This window comes from Singulisphaera photorubra (genome assembly GCF_045290345.1).
In the GTDB taxonomy this organism is placed as follows: domain Bacteria; phylum Planctomycetota; class Planctomycetia; order Isosphaerales; family Isosphaeraceae; genus Singulisphaera.
In genome coordinates this window covers 7825061-7845968 of the sequence record NZ_CP155447.1, presented here as the reverse complement: position 1 = coordinate 7845968, position 20908 = coordinate 7825061, and the positions used below count along the sequence as shown (strand labels likewise).

Sequence of the window (20908 nt, the reverse complement as noted above, 5' to 3'; positions counted from 1 at the left end):
CACACCGTTGTTTCCCTTTAAATCATGGCGATTGCTTGAACCCAGGGCTTCGGCTATTTTCAAGCGTCGAGTCCTCAACCCCGGATCACCGGTCGGATCGACATGGCTTGCATTGGAAGAGGACGCCTCCATGACCTGCTCCCGATGGTTGACCGCTCTCGCCGGATTAGCCCTGGGTGTAACCCCTTGCGTTGCGGACGACCAGGACGCCACTCCGCTCACGCAAGACGCCATTTGCCGGAAGGTCAACTCCGCCCCGACGATCGATGGCCGGCTCGACGACCCATCCTGGGCAAACGCCCAGATCATCGATCGCTTCCCCATCTTCTGGACCAAGACCAAGGGGTCCGGGGTCACTCGTGCCCGCCTAGTCTGGGATGACGAGGCGCTCTACTTCGCCGCAGAGATGGATGACGCCGAGCTGCGTGCGTTCGGGACGAAGCGAAACGACACTCTCTGGGAGGGGGACGTCTTCGAACTCTTTTTCAAACCGCACGAAGCGCGCCCCGAGTACTACGAGTTTCAGGTCAACCCTCACTCCCTGATCCTCGAGTTGGCGTTCCCCAAGCGTGGTTTCGATTTCGCAACGCTGGCCGCTCGCCCTCCGCTCGGCATGAAGGCCATCGCGGTCAATCGAGGGACCGTGGATCAGCCAGGCGACACGGATCTCGGATGGACCGTTGAAGGCCGAATCCCCTGGTCGATCTTCGCCCCCTCAGGCGGTCGCCCCAAGGCGGGCGATGAGTGGCGTTTCGCTCTCTGCCGTTATGACTACGGCGAGGCGGGGACCAAACCCGTGCTCACAAGCTCGGCTCCCCTGACACAGCCCAGCTTCCATCGTTACGAAGATTATGGCCGGCTTCGTTTCGAGTGATCCCGCCCGAGTTCGAGACTGGAGCAAACGGCCCAAAGCGACGATGTATTACATTGCGCAGCAGGACCTGGGGACCACAGGGGTTCCGATGCCTCCCGGATCGTCGCAGTTCCAGGCGACGATCCCAGCGACAACCCCGCCCATCCCAGATCCGAGCCACTGCCCCTTGATCGATCTCGCCTTGAACGAGGTGGATTCCGTCGAGTTAGCAAACTAGGTCGTCAGCCACACCTCGACACGCGTTCCCCTCCACCAAGGCCGACATCCAAAATTGAGTCAACGACCACTTGCGGACGCGTATTTCACCGTGATTTCGGGAGATTTTCCGAGGTGGGCGGGTATAATGCAATCTCAAGCAAGAGAGTATCGACGTGCTGATTCACTTTCAGCAAATCAGAATGCCACTCTAGATTCAACAAAGGTTAATCGCTATAGTCATATGATTCCTCCAACGATTGCCTCGCACGGAACTTCTCGGTTTTCGATCGAGTAGCGGCCGAGCGAGAGGGGGGCTCGAGAACTTCGCCAAACGGATTGTTCAGGTTGGCGTCGCGAGGAAAAATCGAATCGCGGAGTTCCATTTTTCCGACCGTATCAACGAACTGGAGAATGGATTGCGCCCGCGGAAACCCGGTAGGCAAGCGCCATTCACCTTGTGGGCCGTCGCTTCGGAAACTCGGACGAACGATTTATAAGGTGAGGGAGTGTCTTCTTCCCGGGAGGCTTCCCGAGCCAGGTCGACCGCGGTAGGAGCGGTCATGGTAATGACTCCAAGACGAGCCCAACGCGAAGATTTCGGCGAACTGCAACTGTCGGAGCCCTTCCCTTCGGAGGTGGGCCGCTCACGCCAGTTCCCGGTGGTCGATCGTCGATGGCTGTCGGCCTCGACTGGTCCCAATCCGCTCGCCTCGGGGTCATTCGAGGCGATAGTGGCCGAATTGACGGCCTGCTGGGATCGGGGTGAGAGGCCCCATGTCGAGGCCTTCTTGGGCCGGATGTCCTCGGCACATCCGGCTGACGTCGTCGAGTTGATTTACCACGAGTTCTGTCTTGCCGAGTCGAAGGGGCTTGCCCCGGACCCCACCGACTTTTTGCGACGATTTCCCGACCGCGAAGCCTCGCTCGATCGGCTCTTCCGCCTCCACGGCGCCCTGAGCTCGACGGAACTCCGCCAGTGGACCGACCCGGAAATCTTGCCTGAGGTCGGGGACGAGATTGGTCCGTACATCCTCAAACGCGAACTGGGGCGCGGGTCATTCGCACGCGTCTACCTCGCCGAGCAGTCGGACCTCGACGACCGTCTGGTGGTTGTGAAGATCTCGACCCGGCTGACGCCGGAGCCAAGGCTGCTCGCCCGAGCGCGGCACTCGCACATTGTCGAGGTCCTCTGGCATGGGTCGGCCGAGGATGGAACGCTGCAGCTCATCTGCCTCCCCTTCCTTGGCGGGGCGACGCTGTCGACCGTCCTGGCCGAACGGCGGCGGATCGGACGGCGTCCCAGGTCAGGCCGCGACTTGCTCTCCGACCTGGACCGGGTCTCCGCGCCCGAATATCCCAAGGCCAACCTGGCTCGGCCCGCCCGTGAGGTCGTCGAAGGATTATCGTACCCGGCGGCCACGGCCTGGATGGTCGCTCGATTGGCCGAGGCGCTCGACCATGCCTACTTGCGGGGCGTAGCCCACGGCGATATCAAGCCGTCGAACATCCTCCTGACGGCCGACGGCAATCCGATGCTGCTCGACTTCAACCTGGCGGTCGGCTGGCGGCTCCCAGGAGCCTCGGACTTGCCGGCCGACGCCGGAGGCACACTTGCCTACATGGCCCCCGAACGGCTGCGGGCGGTGGCCGAGTCGCACCGGATGTCGACCCCCAGCGCCGCGGACCGGCATCGAGCCGACATCTTCGCGCTCGGCGTCGTCTTGCTGGAAGCGCTGACCGGCCAATCCCCCGACCTGCCGCAAGCGAAGGCCCGGACCCGGCAAGAGATTGCCGCGATGCTCGCCGAGTCGGGGCGCAACGGCGACGATGCAATGCGGTGGCTCGCGCGTTCCTCGGTGCCGAGGGGTCTTCGATCGATCCTGACGCGTTGCTTGGCCCCCGATCGGGCCGACCGTTACAGCCAGGCGTCGGAGCTGGCCGACGACCTCGACCGCTGGCGAGCAGGCCGGCCACTCGCATTCGCCGAGGAACCACCTTGGCGATTTCGCCTGGGCCGCTGGGCACGCCGTCAGCGTTTCGCCGTGGCCGCCGCGGTCCTGGCGGTGATCATCTGCACCACGGCCATGACGGCGCTCTGGCACTCGTTTCAGAGCACGCTTCGCAGACAGGCCGAGGACAAGCTCACGCTCACCTGGGATCGCAATGACTCGACCGTCTTTCGCTTCCTTCGCTTCGGGAATTGGTCCCCCGACAACCAGATCGATGCCGCCGAAACCGCGTGCAAACATCTCAATCTCTACAATGTCTTGGAGGATGCCGACTGGCGGCTCCGCAACGACGTTCAGAGCCTGCCCGAACCGGAACGCTCGGAGCTCGAGGTATGGCTCCTGGAGCAAATCCTTCGCTACACGAGGGCCCTGGGGAATCGTCCTGATTCACCCGACGACTGGCTCCGTGCCCAGGCACTGCTCGAACAGGTGATGGCCAAAGCGCCGTTCGGTCCGCTCCAGACGCAGCAAAGGCGGCTGCTCCAACAGCTCAATAAAACCGGCGGATCACCGCCCCTGACCACGCCCCAACCCGAGGTCGCCGTCCGGCCGGCGCTCTGGATGGAGGATTATCTGCTCGGCGTCGAGGCGGAACCAAGGCATGCGCGAGAAGCCCTGGTTCATTATCAGGCCGTATTAAGAGCCCGCCCCCATTCCTTCTGGGGTCATTACCGTGCGTCGACGGTCGCGTTCCGCCTGGGTGACCAGCCGGCGACCGCCGAACACCTCAGACAGTGCATCGCCCAGCGCCCCAGGAACGTGGCCTTGCGTGCCCAGCTCGCGGGCTGTCTGTTCATGATGGGACAGTACGATGCCGCACTTGCCGAGTGCACCAAGGCGCTCGAGATCGACCCTGACCACGCCGTCTCCACCCGCAATCAGACCTTTGTGCGCAAACAGCTAGGGCAGGGGGACCATGTCAAATCGGACCTCCGCCGATTTGAGCTTCTCACACGAAGCCAAAGCGAAGTCCTCATGCTCAAAGTCCGCCTGGAGTCGATGCACTCTTCCGACCCCGATCGGGCGAGATCCGCCCCAAAACCCATCGAACCGATCCTTGCGAGTGATCAAGCGGACGACCTCGAAACTCGGCTTTTACGCGCGACCCAACTCCGCGATCGCAAACGTTACCCCGAAGCACTCCTCGAGCTGGACAAGCTCATCGAACTTGAACCCGAGCATCTGGAGGCGAGACTCTACCGCGCAATGCTCCTCCGCAAGCTCGAATGCCGCAAGGCCATGGCCGACTTCGCCTATCTGGTCGATCATCCTCGGCTCGAGGAACTCATTGCCCAATACAAAGACGCGGTCAGTATTTACCATCAACGCACCAGCGACCTCCTCCAGGAAAATCAGCCGAAAGCGGCGATCAAGGTGGCGCAAGACGGCCTGGTGCAAGCCTACCGCATTCAGACGATGCTGGGCGAGTCGCACTACGCCCTGGCTCGAGCTTATGGATTGGCTGCCAGATCTGAACCGTGCTTCATTCCCCGCGCCGCCGCGGAGCTCGAAAACGTCTTCGCGATCAATCCGAGTATCCTGGGGAATTGGTTCGAGGACGACGTGAACTTCGACGGCCTTCGCGACCGAGTCCGCCCCGCACGATTCAAACGAGACTGAATCAAGGCTCACTCATCGACTTCACCGGGCGGCATGGCGCCGACTCCCCGAAATCAGCTTCTTGACCCCACAGTCGGAGCATCCGCCGTGGGACGCCCCCCCTCCGGTCCCACACCCACCGCCGGACGAGCCGCAGCCCCCTCCACCCTCGGAGCCACAACTCTCGCAGCCCCCTTCATCGGCTTCCACTTCCGCCTCTTCCTCTTCCTCGTCCGGCACGTCGCGACCGACCGGTTCGAGCATCACGTCAAGGTCGTACGTCGAGCGAAAGGCCGAGAGCAAACCCGTCACATCCAGGCGGTGGGGCCCGAGATAGTGCAGAACGGTCCGACGATCGTCGAGCAAAGGTTCGACATCAATCAATTCCATCGGCCAAACACCATCCTGGAACAGCCGCTGACACATCTCGAATCGAGTCGAACGGGCCGACTCGGCCAGGCGGGCCTGCTCCAAATCTAAGGGGCCGGCGATGCGAAGGACACGGGCAGCCGTTTCTGCCTCGCTGGAAGCCGAGGACAGCGGCGCGAGCACTTCGCCAAGCTCCGTCCCGCGATGCGATCGGATCACGACCGTGGTGCCACGCTCGAAGTCGGCCGAGTCGGCGGAAAACTTTCCGACCTGGGCCATCAAGCCGTAGCGGATCAAGTACAAGTGTGCCATACGGTCCTCGACCATGACCCGACAGACGTCCACCAATCCTTTGATTATCGTGATTTCTCCCGGGCACGCAAGGCGATGACGGGGAGAGGAGCGGCATCGATCGCGATCCGGTCTTAATCCACTCAAATCGTTGGGGATGGGGCTAAAGCGTTCTCGAAAGCCGGCGTTCACCTTATAATTCGGCGGGCGACCTTGCCGGATCATGACTTATGATCGATCCTCCGAGCGCCCATCGATCGAACGGACTCAGGATGGGGCCGGGTGGCCTTGATCACGTGAGAGGATTGTCATAATGAGCCGAGCCCGCTGCACGTTCAAGGTTGCCGGCCTCGATTGTGCCATCGAGATGGAACAGCTCCGCGCTGCTCTGGGTGAGGTTCCCGGTGTGCTCGCCCTCGGCTTCGACCTGATCCACGGGACGATGACGGTCGATTACGAGCCAGAGAAAATTGTCCCGCCCCAGCTCCTGAATCGGGTCGCTAACGCGGGAATGAACGCCTCGCTCGTCGAGGAGAGCGTGGAACGGGACGGGTGGTGGACGAGGAACGGCCGTTGGGTGGCGACCGTCGGATCAGGCCTGGCGCTGTTCGGCGGAGTCGTTCTCGGGTCGATCTCCCCAGGCCACCACGTCTTGGAACGAGCCGCCTACGCCTTGGCAATTCTCTTCGGAGGGTACGAGCTTTTTCCGAAGGCCGTTCGCGGACTCGTCAAGTTCCGTTTCGATATTCACGTCCTGATGACCGTGGCCGTGGCCGGCGCATTGGCCCTGGGCCAATGGGACGAGGCGGCGACCGTGGCCTTTCTCTTCGGGCTGTCCGAGGCGCTCGAGCGGTTCAGCCTGGATCGGGCTCGCCGGGCCGTCAGGCGACTGCTGGAGATCGCCCCTGAGACCGCCGAGGTCATCACCGCGGATGGCACGGTCCAGGTCGTCCCCACCAGCGAGCTCAAAGCGAAGGACCGCGTTCACGTGAGGGCCGGCGATCGCATCCCGATCGACGGGGCCGTCATCTCCGGCCGTTCGAGCGTCGACCAAAAAGCAATCACCGGCGAGTCGGTCCCGGTGCCGCGTGAGCCGGGCGACCAGGTCTTCGCGGGGACGGTCAACGGCGAGGGTGCCCTCGAAATCGAGGCGGCGGGGCCGATCGGCAACGCCCTGATTTCACGGATCATTGCGCAGGTCCGCGACGCTCAGGCAGCGCGTGCGCCTGTGGAGCGTCGGATCGGACGGTTCGCCGCGATCTACACCCCCGCCGTGATGGTCATTGCCGCGCTCATCATGTTGGCCCCACCGCTCATCCAGATCGCCACGGGAACGCCGCCGGGCTCGGCCGAATGGGGAACCTGGTTCGCCCGCGGACTCGTCGTGCTCGTGATCGCCTGTCCGTGCGCCCTGGTCATTTCAACCCCCGTGGCGATCGTCAGTGGCCTGACGGCGGCGGCCCGACATGGGATTCTCATCAAAGGCGGAGAGTATCTCGAGGAGTTTGGCCAGCTCCGGGTCCTCGCCTTCGACAAGACGGGCACACTGACCCGAGGCGAGCCCGACGTCGTCGAGGTCATCTCGATTGACGGGAGCGACGGCGAGGAGGTGCTTCGAATCGCCGCCGCACTGGGCGATCGTGGCGGCCACGTGCTGGGACGGGCCATCGCCCGCCACGCTCGTCAGCGCAGCCTGGTCGTTCCGCTGGCCGATGGCTACCGAGCTGAGCCCGGCCTGGGCGCATCGGGCCTCGTCGAAGCCGTGGAGTATCATATCGGAAGTCATCGTTACATTGACGAGACCGGCCTTTGTCCCCCGGATTTCCACGCCAGGCTCGGGTCGGCCGAACGGAACGCAGGAACGGCCGTTGCCCTCAGCACTCAGGCCGGCCCGCTCGGTTGGATCCGCTTGGCCGACCAGGCACGCCCCGAAGCCGCGCGCATTCTTGCCGAGCTGAACGCGTTGGGAATCCAAACGGTGATGCTCACGGGCGATAACCCACCGACCGCCGCGGCCATGGCCAAGGAGTTGGGCATCAGCGAGCATCGCTCAGGCCTGCTTCCCGCCGAGAAAGTCACCGCCATCACGGAACTCGACGCGCGGCATGGAGCCACGGGCATGGTCGGCGATGGCGTGAACGACGCCCCCGCACTGGCGACCGCTCGGGTCAGCGTGGCCCTCGGAGGCATCTCCAGCGGCGCAGCCCTCGAGACGGCCGACGTCGTCCTGATGGCCGACGACCTGAACGCGTTGCCCTGGCTGGTTCGCCACAGCCGAAAGACCCTGGCCCGAATCCGGCAAAATATCGGCCTGGCTCTGGGTACCAAGGCCCTCGTCCTCCTGCTCGCTGCACTTGGCTACGCCACCCTGGCCATGGCCATCGCCGCCGACCTGGGCACCAGCCTGCTCGTCACCGCCAACGCCCTGCGGTTGCTGCGCAATTCGTCCGCCGATCGTCAGTAAGCCCCACTCGCCAGCGACGGAGCCCGACGATCGATCCCCCAGAGCCAGGCATGAACGAGATCGATCGGCCGATTCGGATCACCGAATCCGACTTCTTCCCCAGCAAGGAAGAAGCCACTACGAACAACCGACGGTCTATCGCTCAAACTCGGCCCTCCTGACTTCACCGTCTGACTCCCGATCGCGGCGGTGGACGAGTCAACGACCCATCACCAAAAAAGGGAATCACGCGTTCGATCAACGCTCGCGCCGAGGGCCGTTAGTCACAAACGAGCGGCCACCGCGTTTACTCTGGGCTCGGCAACGCCCGGCCAAGTGTCTAGCACGTCGAACCCATGCAAGTCGGATCGGCCAACAAGTGAATGAGAGGCCGATCAGTGGCCTCAACAGAGGCCCAAACGGCACGCCCTAAGCATAAGAGGCCGGAACGAGTGGAAACCGAACATCGTTCTGACCTCTTTAATCCCAAGGTGATGGAGAAGTAGCCCGTGTCATCTCTGGCTTCCGATATCGCGCGTGTTGCTCGGGGTAAGGTGGGTGCCAAGGACTGGATGTATAACGTGGCAAAGGATGAGTTCGCGGCGAACACCAACAAATGCAACAAGTTCGTCTTCGATGTCGCGGTCGAATCCGGAGTCAAGCCACCGCCCAAGGTCTCGATGTACCTCTTTTTCAGCCGGCCACCGACGGCAGGTGAGTGGGCCGATCCCAAGGTCGAGATCAACGGCTGGGACGTTGTCACCAGCGCTCAGCCGGGCGATATCGTCGCGGAGGCGCACCGATACGCCGACGCGACCGGCCATGTCGGCATCGTCGTTGGCCCCAGCCTGACGGTCTCGGCCTCCTCCAACGTGGGTGGAGTGATCGTCGAGAACGACTGGGGATTCCGGACGGGCCAGACTCCAACCTTCCGGCGCTACTCACGATAGTAGTTATCAGCCTACAAACCAACGATTTGATATCGTCACGCAAGAAATCGACGATCTGTAAAACCGAAACGGTTCCGAACCTTTGGGGAACGCCCCATGGTTCGGAACCGTTTCTCAACGATGAAAATCAATGCTAATATCGATCGACAATCTCAACTGAGGGCGGCTTGCTGACTCAGTCCTGAGGCCCGTACGGCTCGGTCGGCTTGCGGTGGATGATCGGATTCGCCTGAGCCTGAATTGCCTGAATCTCGGCTTCGACGGCGGCGACAGCCTGGCCAGTGGAGAGGACCTCGAGGGTTGTCTCAGCCACGTATCGCCCTCCCGCGGGGAGAGCAACGACCCGTTGCCGGGCCTTCTCGAATGGCTTGGGATTGGGATAGTTGGTGGCGGGTTCGAGACCGGTGACATATCCCTCTTTGAGCCCGCCCGTACACTTCCAGAGTGTGAAGGCCGGGAGCTGGGCGGGGGAGAACCGCAGGACAACTCCCTTGTCGCCCGCCTTGTTGCGGAGCATGGTCAAGGTGCGGCCATCGTCGAGCCCGCCTTGGAGTTCGAAGAAGTAGCACTGCTCGGCGAAACCGGGTTCGGGTGCTCGGTAGGTCTCGTAGTGATCGATCGCCGTGGCGGCCCACGCATCGCGCGGGGCCATCACCTTGACCGGCGCGACGAAGCGGGCCCCTTCTTCAAGGTAGGGCGGCCCAAAATTCCAGTGGTAGAGCACCTGCATCTCGCCCGGTGCATCTTTGAGGTTGAGAAACTCGTCGCGGACCGTGAGCCGGTTCGATCCGGGCGTGGTGCTAACCCGAGTCGTCATCCGGATCTGTGGTGCGAACAACTTCGATTCTTCAACCTGCCCCTCGACCACAATTTCGTAGGGGGGTTCCGTGCCAACATGGACCGCCACGAACGAGGCAGGGATGTTGGCGATCTTGCCATGCAGCCCGTAGGTTGTATGACGCTCCGAACCGTCGGAGTTGGTCACCTTCTCCTCGTAGGGCGCTCCATTATTCTCGAGCCCGCAACGTGCGACCAGTTCGTCGAACCCCTCGAGCCACCCGAGCCCTCCCCAATTCATCAGATTCACGAACGCAGGATTGACGGGTCCGTCACCGACTGGCGAATCCCAGCCGACCCGATCGCCGCCCAGGTGTCCTTTCCAAAGGCCCATACCACGAGTCGGAACAATCGAAAACGTGAAAACACCATTATTAACCTGGATCAAATCAACGCCATCGCGACGCCCGCCACGAAGCGTACGCTTGGTCACAGACCAGGCATGAGGCGAAGGAGACTCTAGGCTCGCCGCGTCGATCGCGAAATTCTCGACCCAGAGATCGCGACCGACGTCGGTCAACGTGAAAGAGGGCATGTGGGCCTCGCCGGACTCGCGGAAGGGGCTGGTTCTCAAGACTTTCGACAGCGCGGGCCAGCATACTGCCCGCGACCGATCAAGTCCAGGGGCCGAATTCACCTCGAAGGACTCAGAAGGAGGCCTCCAATTCGCGTCGACCCCCTAACACCATCAAGACAAAACGATTTCACAATATTTTCACGCGAATTTGATCCCCAGCCACGTTCAAAAATCGACCTTACGGCCTTCCAAGGGCGAGGGTTCGATCGGCGGGATCGGGCGGTTCAGCTTTGGGTGGCGCACATTCGGCGCCTCCCTCCCTGGCTTCCGATTCCGGTTTCTCCGCGCGGCGCAACTCCATCGTGAACCGCTCCCGGCCAGCACACGGTTTAGCGTGATTTACGCGAAGATAAGGTCTCTCGACTATCGCAGGTCATTTGCCTGGTGTAAGCTTGTCAGTAAGGACGTCGCCCACTTCAACGACCCTGAACGCGACGGTCCAGGCGCCTCCCAGGTCCCCCAGGGCGGTAGAATCATGTCGAACCATTCGCAACCCCCCACGACCACCGATATTGGCGACGTCAAAAACGGCCCCCTCGCCAAGGCGGGGCAAAGCCTGATCGGCGTCTACCAAGACTATCAGCAATACATGGAGGCGGGAGGCAACGGTCACTTCACCTCGCCCCGTGGTGCCAACGTCATCATTGACGGAAGCAACGTCGGAGTGGTGATCCGGGGCGAGGATTGGGTCGCCTTGCAAGCCGCTCTCTCCGAACTCGGAATGCAAGTTCGAGCCACCGACCCGAACACGAAATCCATCGAAGGCCTGCTCCCCATCGCTCAACTTCCCACCGTCGCGCAGCTCTCGCTTGTGAGTGCGGTTAATCCAATCTACAGGCCAAGACATTCTCAACCCTTAGGCTGAGTGAGGCAGCGCGTTTCGTCAACGCGCCGACTCCTCATCGTCTAACAAGGCCCCGGAGACTCCGCCGGCTCGCCCCCATTTCTTCGGGTCCAATTCCTCAGTGCTCGTTGTGATCGAATCGGCAGGTTTCCTTCAATTTGCCAGCAGGCCAGTCCTCAACGCGGCGTCGGCACACAGGGCGAGCACGCCACTTGCACCGATTATGCCGATTGTTCCGACCTAAACACCTAATTCTCCCAATCGATCCACCTTTCTCTTCTTGCCCAAACACGCCAATCGAACTAGAGTGCTTAAACGATTTTTCCGGTCGCCGTCGTTGTGAAACAGCTCCTCTCAGGACTCGATCGCAAGCGAATTGGCGAAATCGCTTCACTTCGCAACAGGCTCGACGGTCGCGTGTGTCGTCGCATCAATGGCCGACCCATTCCATGAAGGAAGGACCCCCGTGACTTACTCCCAGATCACCGGCCCGACCGACTCAGACAGCCCTCTCCGTGATGCTGATGATTCGACCTGGATCAATCGCCGCACGACCGAACTCGCCCAGCGGGCCGCGAACGCTCGCAAGGGGAGTGGTCGACGGCGGCTGATCGATCCGTCCACCTGCGAACGCGACTACTCGCAGGCGGAAGTGGAGTTCATGAAGGCGATGCAAGCATACAAAACGACAAGCGGTCGGATGTTCCCCACGTGGGGAGAAGTGCTTCAGGTGATTCATGGCCTGGGCTACCAGAAGCTTGGGCCGGAGGAATCAACCGACGATCCGTCCGAGTGAAAGCATGCACCAACATGCTCGGCAGACATACAGCTCATTAAACCCATTATATAATCACACGAAAACAGAACCTATGTTTCTGCTGGCCGGAGGACGATAGGGCCTTCGTTGGGGCTGCAAATCGATTCTCTGCCAAGCATTCTGCAGGATGAGGGAACCAGGTTGAAGGCCGCGTCTTTGCTTTCGTTGCCCCCCTCATCGACAGCCCCAGGCTGCGGCCGAGCGCCTTCACGCCGAGAGTTTGTAAAGGCCGTGGGAGCGACGGCATTGGCCGCAACAACGTCCTTGGCGAGGTCCCAGGTCGTTCTTGGGGGTCAGGCGAGTCGGCAGGATTCGACTCTGGTCGAGACCCCGGTCGCCCGACTTTTCCAGGCCCTCAGCGACGCTCAGCGGTCTCGGATCTGCTTCCCGTTCGATCACCCGCTCAGGACGAGGGTTGAGAACAACTGGGCGATCGTCAAGCCAAGGATCGGAGACTTGACGACGGAACAGCAGGCCCTCTGCCGTGAGATCTTCAAGAACCTTTGCAGCGAAGACGGGCACCAGCGATTCAACCGGCAAATGAACGACGACGCCGGTGGGTTCGAGAACTACCATGTGGCCCTGTTTGGTGAGCCGGGGACCGATCATCCGTTCGAGTGGGTGCTTACCGGTCGACACAACACGCTCCGCGCCGACGGCCACCGACATGAAGGTGCGGCCTTCAGCGGACCGATTTTCTACGGCCATGCCCTTGAGCATCGTGACCAGCCTAAGTGCTCAGGCCATGAGCGGAACGTCTGGCGGTATCAGCTCGAACAGGCGAACGCAATCTTCTCGAGCCTCGACGACAGGCAGCGTGCCCAGGCTCTCTTTCGTCCCGGAGAGGCGAAGACCGCCGGCTCCCAAGCTTCCGACCGCCCCCATGGGGATCATCGGGATGCCTTCGATGGCGCGGGGCTGGCCGTCGTCGGTCTCGACGTCGCGCAGAAGCGAATGGTTCAGCAACTGCTCAGGGATCTGACCCGGCCGTTCAGAAGCATCGACGCCGAGGGAATTCAGAAGTGCCTCCGCGATCAGAGTGGCACGGACGAGCTACGTTTGACCTACTTCTCAGCCGGACAGACCAGCGATCGCCAAACCGGGGACATCTGGAAACTCGAAGCCCCGACCTTCACCTGGCACTTCCACGGTACCCCGCACGTCCACTCATGGCTGAACCTCACGAGGTGAGCAGCCAGCGTCTGAATCTCCGCGAAGTCGTTTCGCGGTCGAAGCGCCGACTCGTGGCATGGAGTTCTCGTCCTGTGCGGCGAGCTCGCAAAAAGGCGATTGCGGTCCCAGGGAAAGACAAAAAACGCAGAAAGCCCCGGAGAGATCTCTCCGGGGCCCTGCGGATTCGTACTCGAGGACAGACGATGTCCTTACGTCATGAACATCCCATGCTGTTACCGCAATTGAAGCAGCGGTAGCAGGTGCCGCACCGGACGGTCAAGGAACCGCAGTTATCACAGGAGGGGGCGTCGCTCTGAAAATGGGCGAACTGCTTCTCCCGTGCTCCGGCCCCACCTTCAAGAATCGAGGCTTCAAGCTTGGCCACCGGAGGCGCCTGATTCGCTTCGCGGACCGCTTCGACATGCTCCAGGTCATCGATCGTGGCCGTGCGATGCCCGTTGACTTTGACGACCGGCGCTTCCCCAGCCACCACTTCCTCAATCGGCCGTTGCGGGGCGTTGGCCTCGCGATAGCCCGGGATGAACTCCAGGCCGAGCCATCGGAAGATATAGTCGGCGACACTCTTGGCGATCGGAATATCCGGGTTCTGGGTGAACCCAGCCGGCTCGAATCGGCTGTGCGCGAACTTGTTGACGAAGACTTCCAACGGCACACCGTACTGGAGTCCGATGGAGATCGAGGTCCCCAGGACGTCCATCAGACCGCCGATGGTTGACCCTTCTTTGGCCATCGTGATGAACACTTCGCCCGGGCGACCGTCGAGGTAGAAACCGACGGTGACGTAACCTTCGTGTCCCTGGATGCTGAATTTGTGAGTCATGCCCCTCCGGGTGTGGGGCAACCGCTCGCGCCGGGGCTTGAGAGCAGGCGCGACGGCCGGGGGGGCAGCCGCAGCCACAGCAGCCGAGGTCGCTTTCGCTTCGACGATGGCAAGCGAGTGGGCGGCTGCGGCCGCAGCGGCTTCGGCGGCCGTGGCCGCCGCAACGCTGGCCGCAGCGGCCTTGTCCGCCGCGCCTTCGGTCTCGGTCTTGGTGCTCACGGGCTGACTTCCCTTGGAGCCATCGCGATAGATCGCCAGCGCCTTGAGACCCAGCTTCCAGCCTTCGAGGTAGGCCTCACGGATATCATCAACCGTAGCTTCGTTGGGAACGTTGCAGGTCTTTGAGATCGCTCCCGAGAGGAACGGCTGCACGGCCGCCATCATCCGCAAGTGACCGCGGAAGTGGATACTCCGCCCCCCTTGCGGTGGTGCGAACGCACAGTCGAAGACGGCCAGATGCTCGTCGCGGAGGGCAGGGGCCCCTTCGATCGTGTCGTGGGCGTCGATGTAGTCGAGCACCCCCGTGATCGACGGCTCGTCGTAGCCGAGAGTCCGCATCGCCATCGGGACCGTCTTGTTGACGATCTTGAGCATCCCGCCGCCGGCCAGTTGCTTGTATTTCACCAACGCGATGTCGGGCTCGATCCCGGTCGTATCGCAATCCATCATGAACGCGATCGTCCCGGTGGGTGCGAGCACCGTGACCTGGCTGTTGCGATAGCCGTTACGGCGGCCCAACTCGAGGCACTCGTCCCAAACGGTGTGCGCCTCGGCCACGAGATCAGGCGGGCCGGAGCGGTCGATCGAACCCACGGCGTCACGGTGCATTTCCATGACGCGAAGCATCGGCTCGCGGTTCAGCGGGAAGCCGTCGAACGGTCCGAGGTGTCCGGCATGCTCAGCGCTGGTCAAGTAGGCCTGACCGTGCATGATCGCGGTGATCGAACCCGCCAAGGCCCGGCCTTGATCCGAGTCGTACGGCAGGCCCGCGGCCATGAGGAGGCTGCCGAGGTTGGCATAGCCCAGGCCCAAGGGGCGGAACTTGTGGCTATTGCCGGCAATCCGGTCGGTCGGATAGCTCGCGTGATCGACCAGAATCTCCTGCGCCGTGATGAAGATCCGGCAGGCCGCCCGGAAGCCCTTCGCGTCGAACGTGCCGTCCTCGCGACGGAACTTCATCAGATTGATCGACGCGAGATTGCATGCCGAGTCATCAATGAACATATACTCGCTGCACGGATTGCTGCTATTGATCGGCGCGGTGTTGGGGCAGGTGTGCCAGCGCTGGATCGTGTCCTCGTACTGCATGCCGGGATCGCCGCAGAACCAGGTTCCCTCGGCGATCTTGTCCATCAGGAGCCGGCCGGGGTACGACTGCAAGGGCTGGCCGGTCGTGACGGATCGGGTCGTCCACTCGTCGCCCGTCTCCGAGGCGCGAAGGAACGCGTCGGTGGCCCGGACCGAGAGGTTCGCGTTCTGGAACATCACCGAGGCGTAGGCTTCCCCATTGAAGTTGGCCTCGTAACCCATCTCGATCAGGGTCAGCGCCTTCTTCTCTTCCTTCGTCTTGCACTCGATGAATTCGAGGATGTCGGGATGCCAGACCTTGAGCGTCTGCATCTTGGCCGCACGGCGGGTCTTGCCGCCCGACTTCACGACGCTGGCGATGGCATCGTAAACCCGCATGAAGCTGACCGGTCCCGACGGACGGCCGCCACCGGTGAGTTTCTCCCGGCTCGAACGAAGCGTCGACAGGTCGGTCCCCGTCCCCGAGCCGTACTTGAAGAGCATCGCCTCCGCGGTCGCCACCCGCATGATGTCCTGCATGTCGTCGCCGACACTCTGGATGAAGCAGGCCGAGCCTTGCGGATACTGGTAGGCGCTCTCCGCCTTGACGACAGTCCGCGTTTCCTCGTCCCAGCGCCAATTATTGGCGGGACCTGCAATCCCGTACTGATGGAACAGTCCGACGTTGAACCAGACGGGCGAATTGAACGAGCCGTACTGGTTCACGCAGAGCGAAGTGAGCTCGTCATGGAACCGGTCGGCGTCCTCGTCGGTGGCGAAATAGCCGTCTTCCCGGCCCCAATCCGAGAGGGTCCGGGTCACCCGGTTCACGAGCTGGCGAACGCTCGTCTCACGCTCGGGGGTATTGATCTCGCCGTAGAAGTACTTGCTTGCGACGACGTTGGTGGCGAGCTGGCTCCAGGCCTTGGGGATCTCGCACTCGGTCTGCTGAAAGATGACCCGGCCCCGCTCGTCCTTGATTTCGGCCGTCCGCAACTCCCAGTCCACCTGATCGAAGGGGTCGACTCCCTCGGTGCTGAATACTCGCGGGACGACCATCCCAGAACGCCCTTGCGCCCCTCGAGTCTCCGATGCATTCCCCTTCGACTGTGCGCCAACCGTTGCCATGGACGCTCTCCCGAATATCTACTGTAATTTTGTCGCGTTGTCTTGCGTATTGTTCGTCGTCAACTCATCGGCGATTGAGCGAAGAAGCTGGTGACGAATCCCCTGAAATTGTCTTGTCTGAGATTGGATTGTCGGGGTGGCCGTCCCGTTCTCCTCACCGAAGCGTATCGAGCTCGGGAAGATAGTGTTTCCAAGTCCACCTGAACAGACGTGCCTGGCTTTCGAAGGTGTACCCTAACTCAAAGCTTTCCACAAGAGCCGATCCGAAGCGGAAGAATCTCACGAGATAGGAGCCAAATCTTGGCTGACCCTAACGGCTTTAAGGGATGGGGTTTGTAGACATCGGGCTCGGATTTTCCCTATCTCAGGCAATTTTCGCCCGACCCGTCATCTCTCCCTTGTTCTTCCTCCCCTCTCCCGAGAGGAGTCCGAATTCCTGAATGCCTCACCTGTCGAGACGGCGTTGACCCATTCTACCAAAACCAGTCTAGTCCCCCAGCGAAAAAGCACTGTGAAGGACAAAAGAGGTCTCAGATGATCAGTCCTGTGCCGGTTATAGCGAAAAAGTCACGTTCGGCCGCAAGGTGGTCATTAGCGACCACCTTGGTTCGGGAGAGAGGCCGAAGGAAAATCCCAATAAAAAAACCGCGTCACGCTTTCGGGATCCCGAAAGCGTGACGCGGTTATGAATTTCGAGCGAGCTTGGCTGCGGAGCGCGCCTGTTAGGCGGTGGCAGCAATGCTCGTGATCAAGACGGTCGTGTAGTGCTGCCGGTGTCCCTTACGACGGCGCATGTTTTTGCGGCGGCGGAATTTCTGGACGATGATTTTCTTATCGCGAAACTGGTCGACAATTTGGGCGTGAACCTGCGCGCCCTCGATCACGGGAGCGCCAATGTTCGCTCCTTCGGGGCCGGCGATGAGCAGAACCTTGGGGAAGACGACTTCGGTTCCGGCGTCGCCCTGACGCCGATCGACGATGACCCGGTCTCCCTCGCTCACCCGAAACTGATGGCTACCGTCTTCAAAAATCGCGTACATCCGTCGAGCTCCTCACGACCCGGACCTTGTATGTAAGGGGCCGGTGTCGATCTTTTCCGCTGTCTTGATCCCGCGTCGGGAAAACGACCCCATTCTGGATTCGTGGGGAGGACGCGGAAAAAGTCAAATGTTACCGAGTTAAGTCCGGAAAAGAAAGGGCACGCTTCAGGCCACCAGCGCCTTGCGTAGTTCCTACGATCGGAACCGTCCCCTTCAAAGGTCGGCTCCGAGGTCCGGTTCCTTGCAAGGAACCGGACCTCGGAGGTTCACGATCGTGTTACTCAGTGCCTGCCACGATGGGTCGGGGCAGGCGGCGGGAAGAGTCGGATCTCGCTGTTGTTGCCGTCGTAGCACTCGAGTTGCAGGTGCTCGGCGGCCGCATCCGGCTCGGTTCGAATCTGGATCGTCATGTTGGCTTCGGTCTCGATCCGGGTGATTTCACGGCGTTTGCGGTTGTTCAAGTAGGTCGCCACAGCTTGGCAGACCCCGACCGAAACGCGCCGGATATCTTCACGGTGGGAGGCGAGTGCCAGGAGACGCATCACGTCGATCGACATGCTTTCGACGGTCTTGACGACGCCGGCTCCCGTGCAATTGGAGCAATCTTCGTAGACGGAGCGTTTCAGGCTGGGCCGAATGCGCTGGCGGGTCATCTCGATGAGCCCGAACGCGCTCATCCGCAGGACCTTGGTGCGTGCACGGTCCCGCTTGATGGCATCGCGAAGGGCCTTTTCCACCCCCCGGCGGTGCCGCTCGTCACGCATGTCGATAAAGTCATTGACGATCACTCCGCCGAGGTCACGGAGTCGGAGCTGACGGGCGATCTCCTTGGCGGCCCGCAGGTTCATCTCGTAGGCGGTCTTTTCCGCGTCGTTCTCGACCCGGAAGTTGCCCGAGTTCACGTCGATGGCGACGAGAGCCTCGGTCTGATCGATGACGATGGATCCACCCTCGGGGAGGGGGACATTCCGACGCTGAATCTTGGCGATTTCATCTTCGATGCCGTACTTGTGGAAGAGCGGCACCTTCTCGTCGTACAGTTTCAGCCGGTTGACGAATCGGGGCATGACGACCTTGAGGAACTCCTGGGCGCGTTCGAACGCCGCGGGTTCGTCAATCCAGATCGTATCGATCTCGGACGTGAAGATATCGCGGATGGTCCGCGTGATCATGTCCGACTCTTGATAGATCGGCGCGGGGGTCTTGGCCTTCTTGATCCGACGGAGGATGACTTTCCAGAGTCGGAGCAGGTAAGCCAGGTCGCGGGCCAGCTCACGCTTGGTCCGTTCCAGGCCCGCGGTCCGCACGATGAAGCCGAGGCCCTTGGGCGGGTTCAACTCGGTCATGATCTCGCGGAGTTTACGGCGCTGGGATTCGTCGGCGATCTTGCGCGAGACACCGACCCGATTCAGGCCGGGCATCAGCACGAGGTAGCGGCCAGGGATGCTGATGTAGGTCGAGAGCGTCGGGCCTTTGGTGCCGATGCTCTCCTTGATGACCTGAACGAGCACCTCGTCGCCGCGCCGGAAGACCTCCTGAATCGGGGGCTTGACCAGCCCACGTCCCCGGGTGAACCGGCCACCGCGTCCCGCGTCCGGCTCGCCGTCGCCGCGGCGGGGGCGGGCTTCGACGGGTCCTCGCAGGCCCATTTCTCGCTCGAGCTCGGCGATCTCGGCGATCTCTCGGCGGATTTCTTCCTCGAGCTCCGGGTCGATCTCTTCATCGACGGCGGCGGCGGAGGGATGATCATCGAGGAAGTCGTCGGCGTGCTCGTCGTCCGGCTCGGCGTGCTCGTCGCCGAAGTCGAAGTCGTCGATCACGAGGTGCTCTTCGTCCTCAACCCTTCCACGATGAGCGACTTCGAGTTCCAGCGGCTCATCAACCTCGAGATCGTCTTCGTCCTCGACGTCAGGGCCGAAGCCGGGGCGTTGAGAAGCTGACGGGGTTCCCTCCGGTTGCTCGCGGTCGCGACGTCGCCCACGGCGACGGCGGCGACGACGAGGCCCTTCGAGCTTGCCCGATTCCGGGCCCAACTCGTCCGGTCCACCCTCGCCCTCGATCTCGTCGATATCGGGTTCGGCCGCCAGCTCCGCCCATTCGATCGAAGCAGGAGGGATGTCCGAGCCGAAGGTGGACTCGGGCGCACGGGAGCGCTCGCGGCGAGGGACATAGCCCGGTTCGCCGGCGCGGCCATGAGCCTTTCGCTCGCGAGGAGGTTCCGCTTCGGGTCCACGAGCACGCTCGGGAGTGCGGGTTCGCTCGGGTTCCCGAACCCGCTCCGGCTCTCGGGCTCGCTCGGGCTCACGAACGCGTTCCGGCTCTCGGGCTCGCTCGGGCTCACGAACGCGTTCCGGTTCCCGAACTCGCTCAGGCTCACGAACGCGTTCCGGTTCGCGGAATCGTTCGGATTCTCTCGTTCGCTCGGGTTCCCGGATTCGTTCAGGCTCCCGGCCCCGTTCGGGCTCGCGGATTCGCTCAGGTTCCCGGACCCGATCACGGGGCCGCTCGATCTCGATTTCGGCAGCGCGTTCTACCGCGGGCGGCCTGGTTCGCTCGGGGGCCGCTTCACGGGGTCGTTCGCCAGTGGACTCGCGTTCGCCACCGCGTGAGCGGATGGCGGCTCGGCCGCCCCGGCGACGGGGGGTCTCGGGAATCTCTTCGAAGGTCGGCTCCGAAGCCGGTTCCAGATCGGCCTCGAACAAAGGCTCGGGTTCCGGAGCGGGGCGTTCAGGCCGGCCGCGCCCCCGAGAACGTCGGGCATCGCGAGGCGCCTGCGTTTCGGAGGGGAGGTCGGCGTCAATGATCCTTCCACGGCCCGAATCCACGATCTCGGGTTCGGAGGGTCGGCTCGGAGGAGGCGCTTGTCGCGATCGCTGGGTACGGCTCGGCGGTAGATCGGGGTCGAAGGGCTCGGCAGTCCGGCTGATCCGGGTGCGGGGCTCCTCGGGCTCGAAGCCCCTCGGCGCATGCTCCGGAGCCCGCGCGTGGGTCACCTCGTCTGACCAGGAGGGCAGGGGAGGCTCGGGCCGACCGCGGCGGGGTTCGACGCGTTCGGAAGGGGTGGGGCGAGCCGATGAGCTGGCGGACGAGCGGGTTGTAAAGGGATCGTCATCGGCCAATCCCTCGCCGAAGCTGCGAGGTTCCGAACGGTCGCGCCGGCCTTTCTCCGAGAGCTCGGGCCGCTCGCGCTCGCGATAACGCTCTTCCGCGCGAGGGGGAGCGGACGGCTGGGCCGTGTCACGATCGTCGGTTCGACCTCGACGGTTAGGCTCGCGATCGCGCCTCGGCTCACGGTTCGAGCCGGGGGCCGAGGTGGAGGTTGAGGAAGGGCCGGAGGCCTCGGCCTCGGCGGCCTGGTGACGCTGAAAATATTGCGGCTCCACATCCGAAACGTGGAGGAAGCCGTTGCGGCCGACCGAGAAATCGACGAATGCGGCCTGAATAGCCGGTTCGAGGTTAACGATCTTGCCTTTGTAGATATTACCGGTATAGCTCTCGTGGCTGGTGCGCTCGACGTACAGCTCCTCAAGGATGCCATCCTCAACGATGGCAATTCTGCATTCCTCGGGCTGGAGCACGTTGATCAGCATTTCTTTCTTCATACGGTCATCTTTCTAGCACAATCAATCGG

12 protein-coding genes are annotated in these 20908 nt (G+C 62.3%); 7 read left to right on the top strand and 5 right to left on the bottom strand.

The window, feature by feature from the left end:
- Positions 1 to 130: 130 nt before the first annotated feature.
- Both V5E97_RS29525 and V5E97_RS29520 read left to right on the top strand, forming a co-directional pair.
- Positions 131 to 874, top strand: a complete 744-nt coding sequence (locus V5E97_RS29525) for a carbohydrate-binding family 9-like protein (RefSeq protein ID WP_406695147.1) — start codon at positions 131 to 133, stop codon at positions 872 to 874.
- Positions 875 to 1638: 764 nt separating this feature from the next.
- Complete coding sequence (locus tag V5E97_RS29520; protein WP_406695146.1) at positions 1639 to 4701, top strand: protein kinase domain-containing protein; 3063 nt, start codon at positions 1639 to 1641, stop codon at positions 4699 to 4701.
- Positions 4702 to 4722: 21 nt separating this feature from the next.
- Here the strand turns inward: V5E97_RS29520 and V5E97_RS29515 are convergent, their stop codons facing one another.
- Positions 4723 to 5361 carry a PSP1 family protein gene (locus V5E97_RS29515; protein ID WP_406695145.1) on the bottom strand — a complete coding sequence of 213 codons (639 nt, stop codon included), beginning with the start codon at positions 5359 to 5361 and terminating at the stop codon, positions 4723 to 4725.
- Positions 5362 to 5653: 292 nt separating this feature from the next.
- On the opposite strand from V5E97_RS29515, the gene V5E97_RS29510 reads away from it, so the two are divergent.
- Entirely contained in the window at positions 5654 to 7804 is a 2151-nt protein-coding gene (locus V5E97_RS29510; protein WP_406695144.1) for a heavy metal translocating P-type ATPase, read from the top strand.
- A gap of 488 nt (positions 7805 to 8292) precedes the next feature.
- Positions 8293 to 8733 (top strand): hypothetical protein, encoded by a 441-nt coding sequence (locus tag V5E97_RS29505; RefSeq protein ID WP_406695143.1) that lies wholly within the window; start codon positions 8293 to 8295, stop codon positions 8731 to 8733.
- A 175-nt stretch (positions 8734 to 8908) separates the two neighbouring features.
- Here the strand turns inward: V5E97_RS29505 and V5E97_RS29500 are convergent, their stop codons facing one another.
- Positions 8909 to 10105: an aldose 1-epimerase family protein gene (locus V5E97_RS29500; RefSeq protein WP_406695142.1), complete on the bottom strand. Its 1197-nt coding sequence runs from the start codon at positions 10103 to 10105 to the stop codon at positions 8909 to 8911.
- A gap of 517 nt (positions 10106 to 10622) precedes the next feature.
- Here V5E97_RS29500 and V5E97_RS29495 point away from each other — a divergent pair.
- From V5E97_RS29495 to V5E97_RS29485, 3 genes are all read left to right on the top strand, one after another.
- Entirely contained in the window at positions 10623 to 11012 is a 390-nt protein-coding gene (locus V5E97_RS29495) for a hypothetical protein (protein ID WP_406695141.1), read from the top strand.
- Positions 11013 to 11457: 445 nt separating this feature from the next.
- A complete protein-coding gene (locus tag V5E97_RS29490; RefSeq protein ID WP_406695140.1) occupies positions 11458 to 11787 on the top strand; it encodes a hypothetical protein in 330 nt (109 codons plus the stop codon).
- A 267-nt stretch (positions 11788 to 12054) separates the two neighbouring features.
- Complete coding sequence (locus V5E97_RS29485; protein WP_406695139.1) at positions 12055 to 12999, top strand: DUF3500 domain-containing protein; 945 nt, start codon at positions 12055 to 12057, stop codon at positions 12997 to 12999.
- A 196-nt stretch (positions 13000 to 13195) separates the two neighbouring features.
- Here V5E97_RS29485 and V5E97_RS29480 read toward each other — a convergent pair whose 3' ends face one another.
- The 3 genes from V5E97_RS29480 to V5E97_RS29470 form a co-directional block, all read right to left on the bottom strand.
- The gene (locus tag V5E97_RS29480; protein WP_406701236.1) at positions 13196 to 16168 is read right to left on the bottom strand and encodes a vitamin B12-dependent ribonucleotide reductase; all 2973 of its coding nucleotides are present in this window, start codon (positions 16166 to 16168) and stop codon (positions 13196 to 13198) included.
- Positions 16169 to 16959: 791 nt separating this feature from the next.
- Positions 16960 to 17277: a 50S ribosomal protein L21 gene (rplU, locus tag V5E97_RS29475; protein ID WP_406695138.1), complete on the bottom strand. Its 318-nt coding sequence runs from the start codon at positions 17275 to 17277 to the stop codon at positions 16960 to 16962.
- Between the two features lie 281 nt (positions 17278 to 17558).
- Entirely contained in the window at positions 17559 to 20879 is a 3321-nt protein-coding gene (locus V5E97_RS29470) for an Rne/Rng family ribonuclease (RefSeq protein ID WP_406695137.1), read from the bottom strand.
- Between the last annotated feature and the right edge of the window lie 29 nt (positions 20880 to 20908).

Excerpts from the sequence above, each read along its gene's own strand:
- V5E97_RS29525 (WP_406695147.1), top strand. The coding sequence starts at position 131 with ATGACCTGCTCCCGATGGTTGACCGCTCTCGCCGGATTAGCCCTGGGT.
- V5E97_RS29520 (WP_406695146.1), top strand. The coding sequence starts at position 1,639 with ATGACTCCAAGACGAGCCCAACGCGAAGATTTCGGCGAACTGCAACTG.
- V5E97_RS29515 (WP_406695145.1), bottom strand. The coding sequence starts at position 5,361 with ATGGCACACTTGTACTTGATCCGCTACGGCTTGATGGCCCAGGTCGGA.
- V5E97_RS29510 (WP_406695144.1), top strand. The coding sequence starts at position 5,654 with ATGAGCCGAGCCCGCTGCACGTTCAAGGTTGCCGGCCTCGATTGTGCC.
- V5E97_RS29500 (WP_406695142.1), bottom strand. The coding sequence starts at position 10,105 with ATGCCCTCTTTCACGTTGACCGACGTCGGTCGCGATCTCTGGGTCGAG.
- V5E97_RS29495 (WP_406695141.1), top strand. The coding sequence starts at position 10,623 with ATGTCGAACCATTCGCAACCCCCCACGACCACCGATATTGGCGACGTC.
- V5E97_RS29480 (WP_406701236.1), bottom strand. The coding sequence starts at position 16,168 with ATGGTCGTCCCGCGAGTATTCAGCACCGAGGGAGTCGACCCCTTCGAT.
- rplU (WP_406695138.1), bottom strand. The coding sequence starts at position 17,277 with ATGTACGCGATTTTTGAAGACGGTAGCCATCAGTTTCGGGTGAGCGAG.
- V5E97_RS29470 (WP_406695137.1), bottom strand. The coding sequence starts at position 20,879 with ATGAAGAAAGAAATGCTGATCAACGTGCTCCAGCCCGAGGAATGCAGA.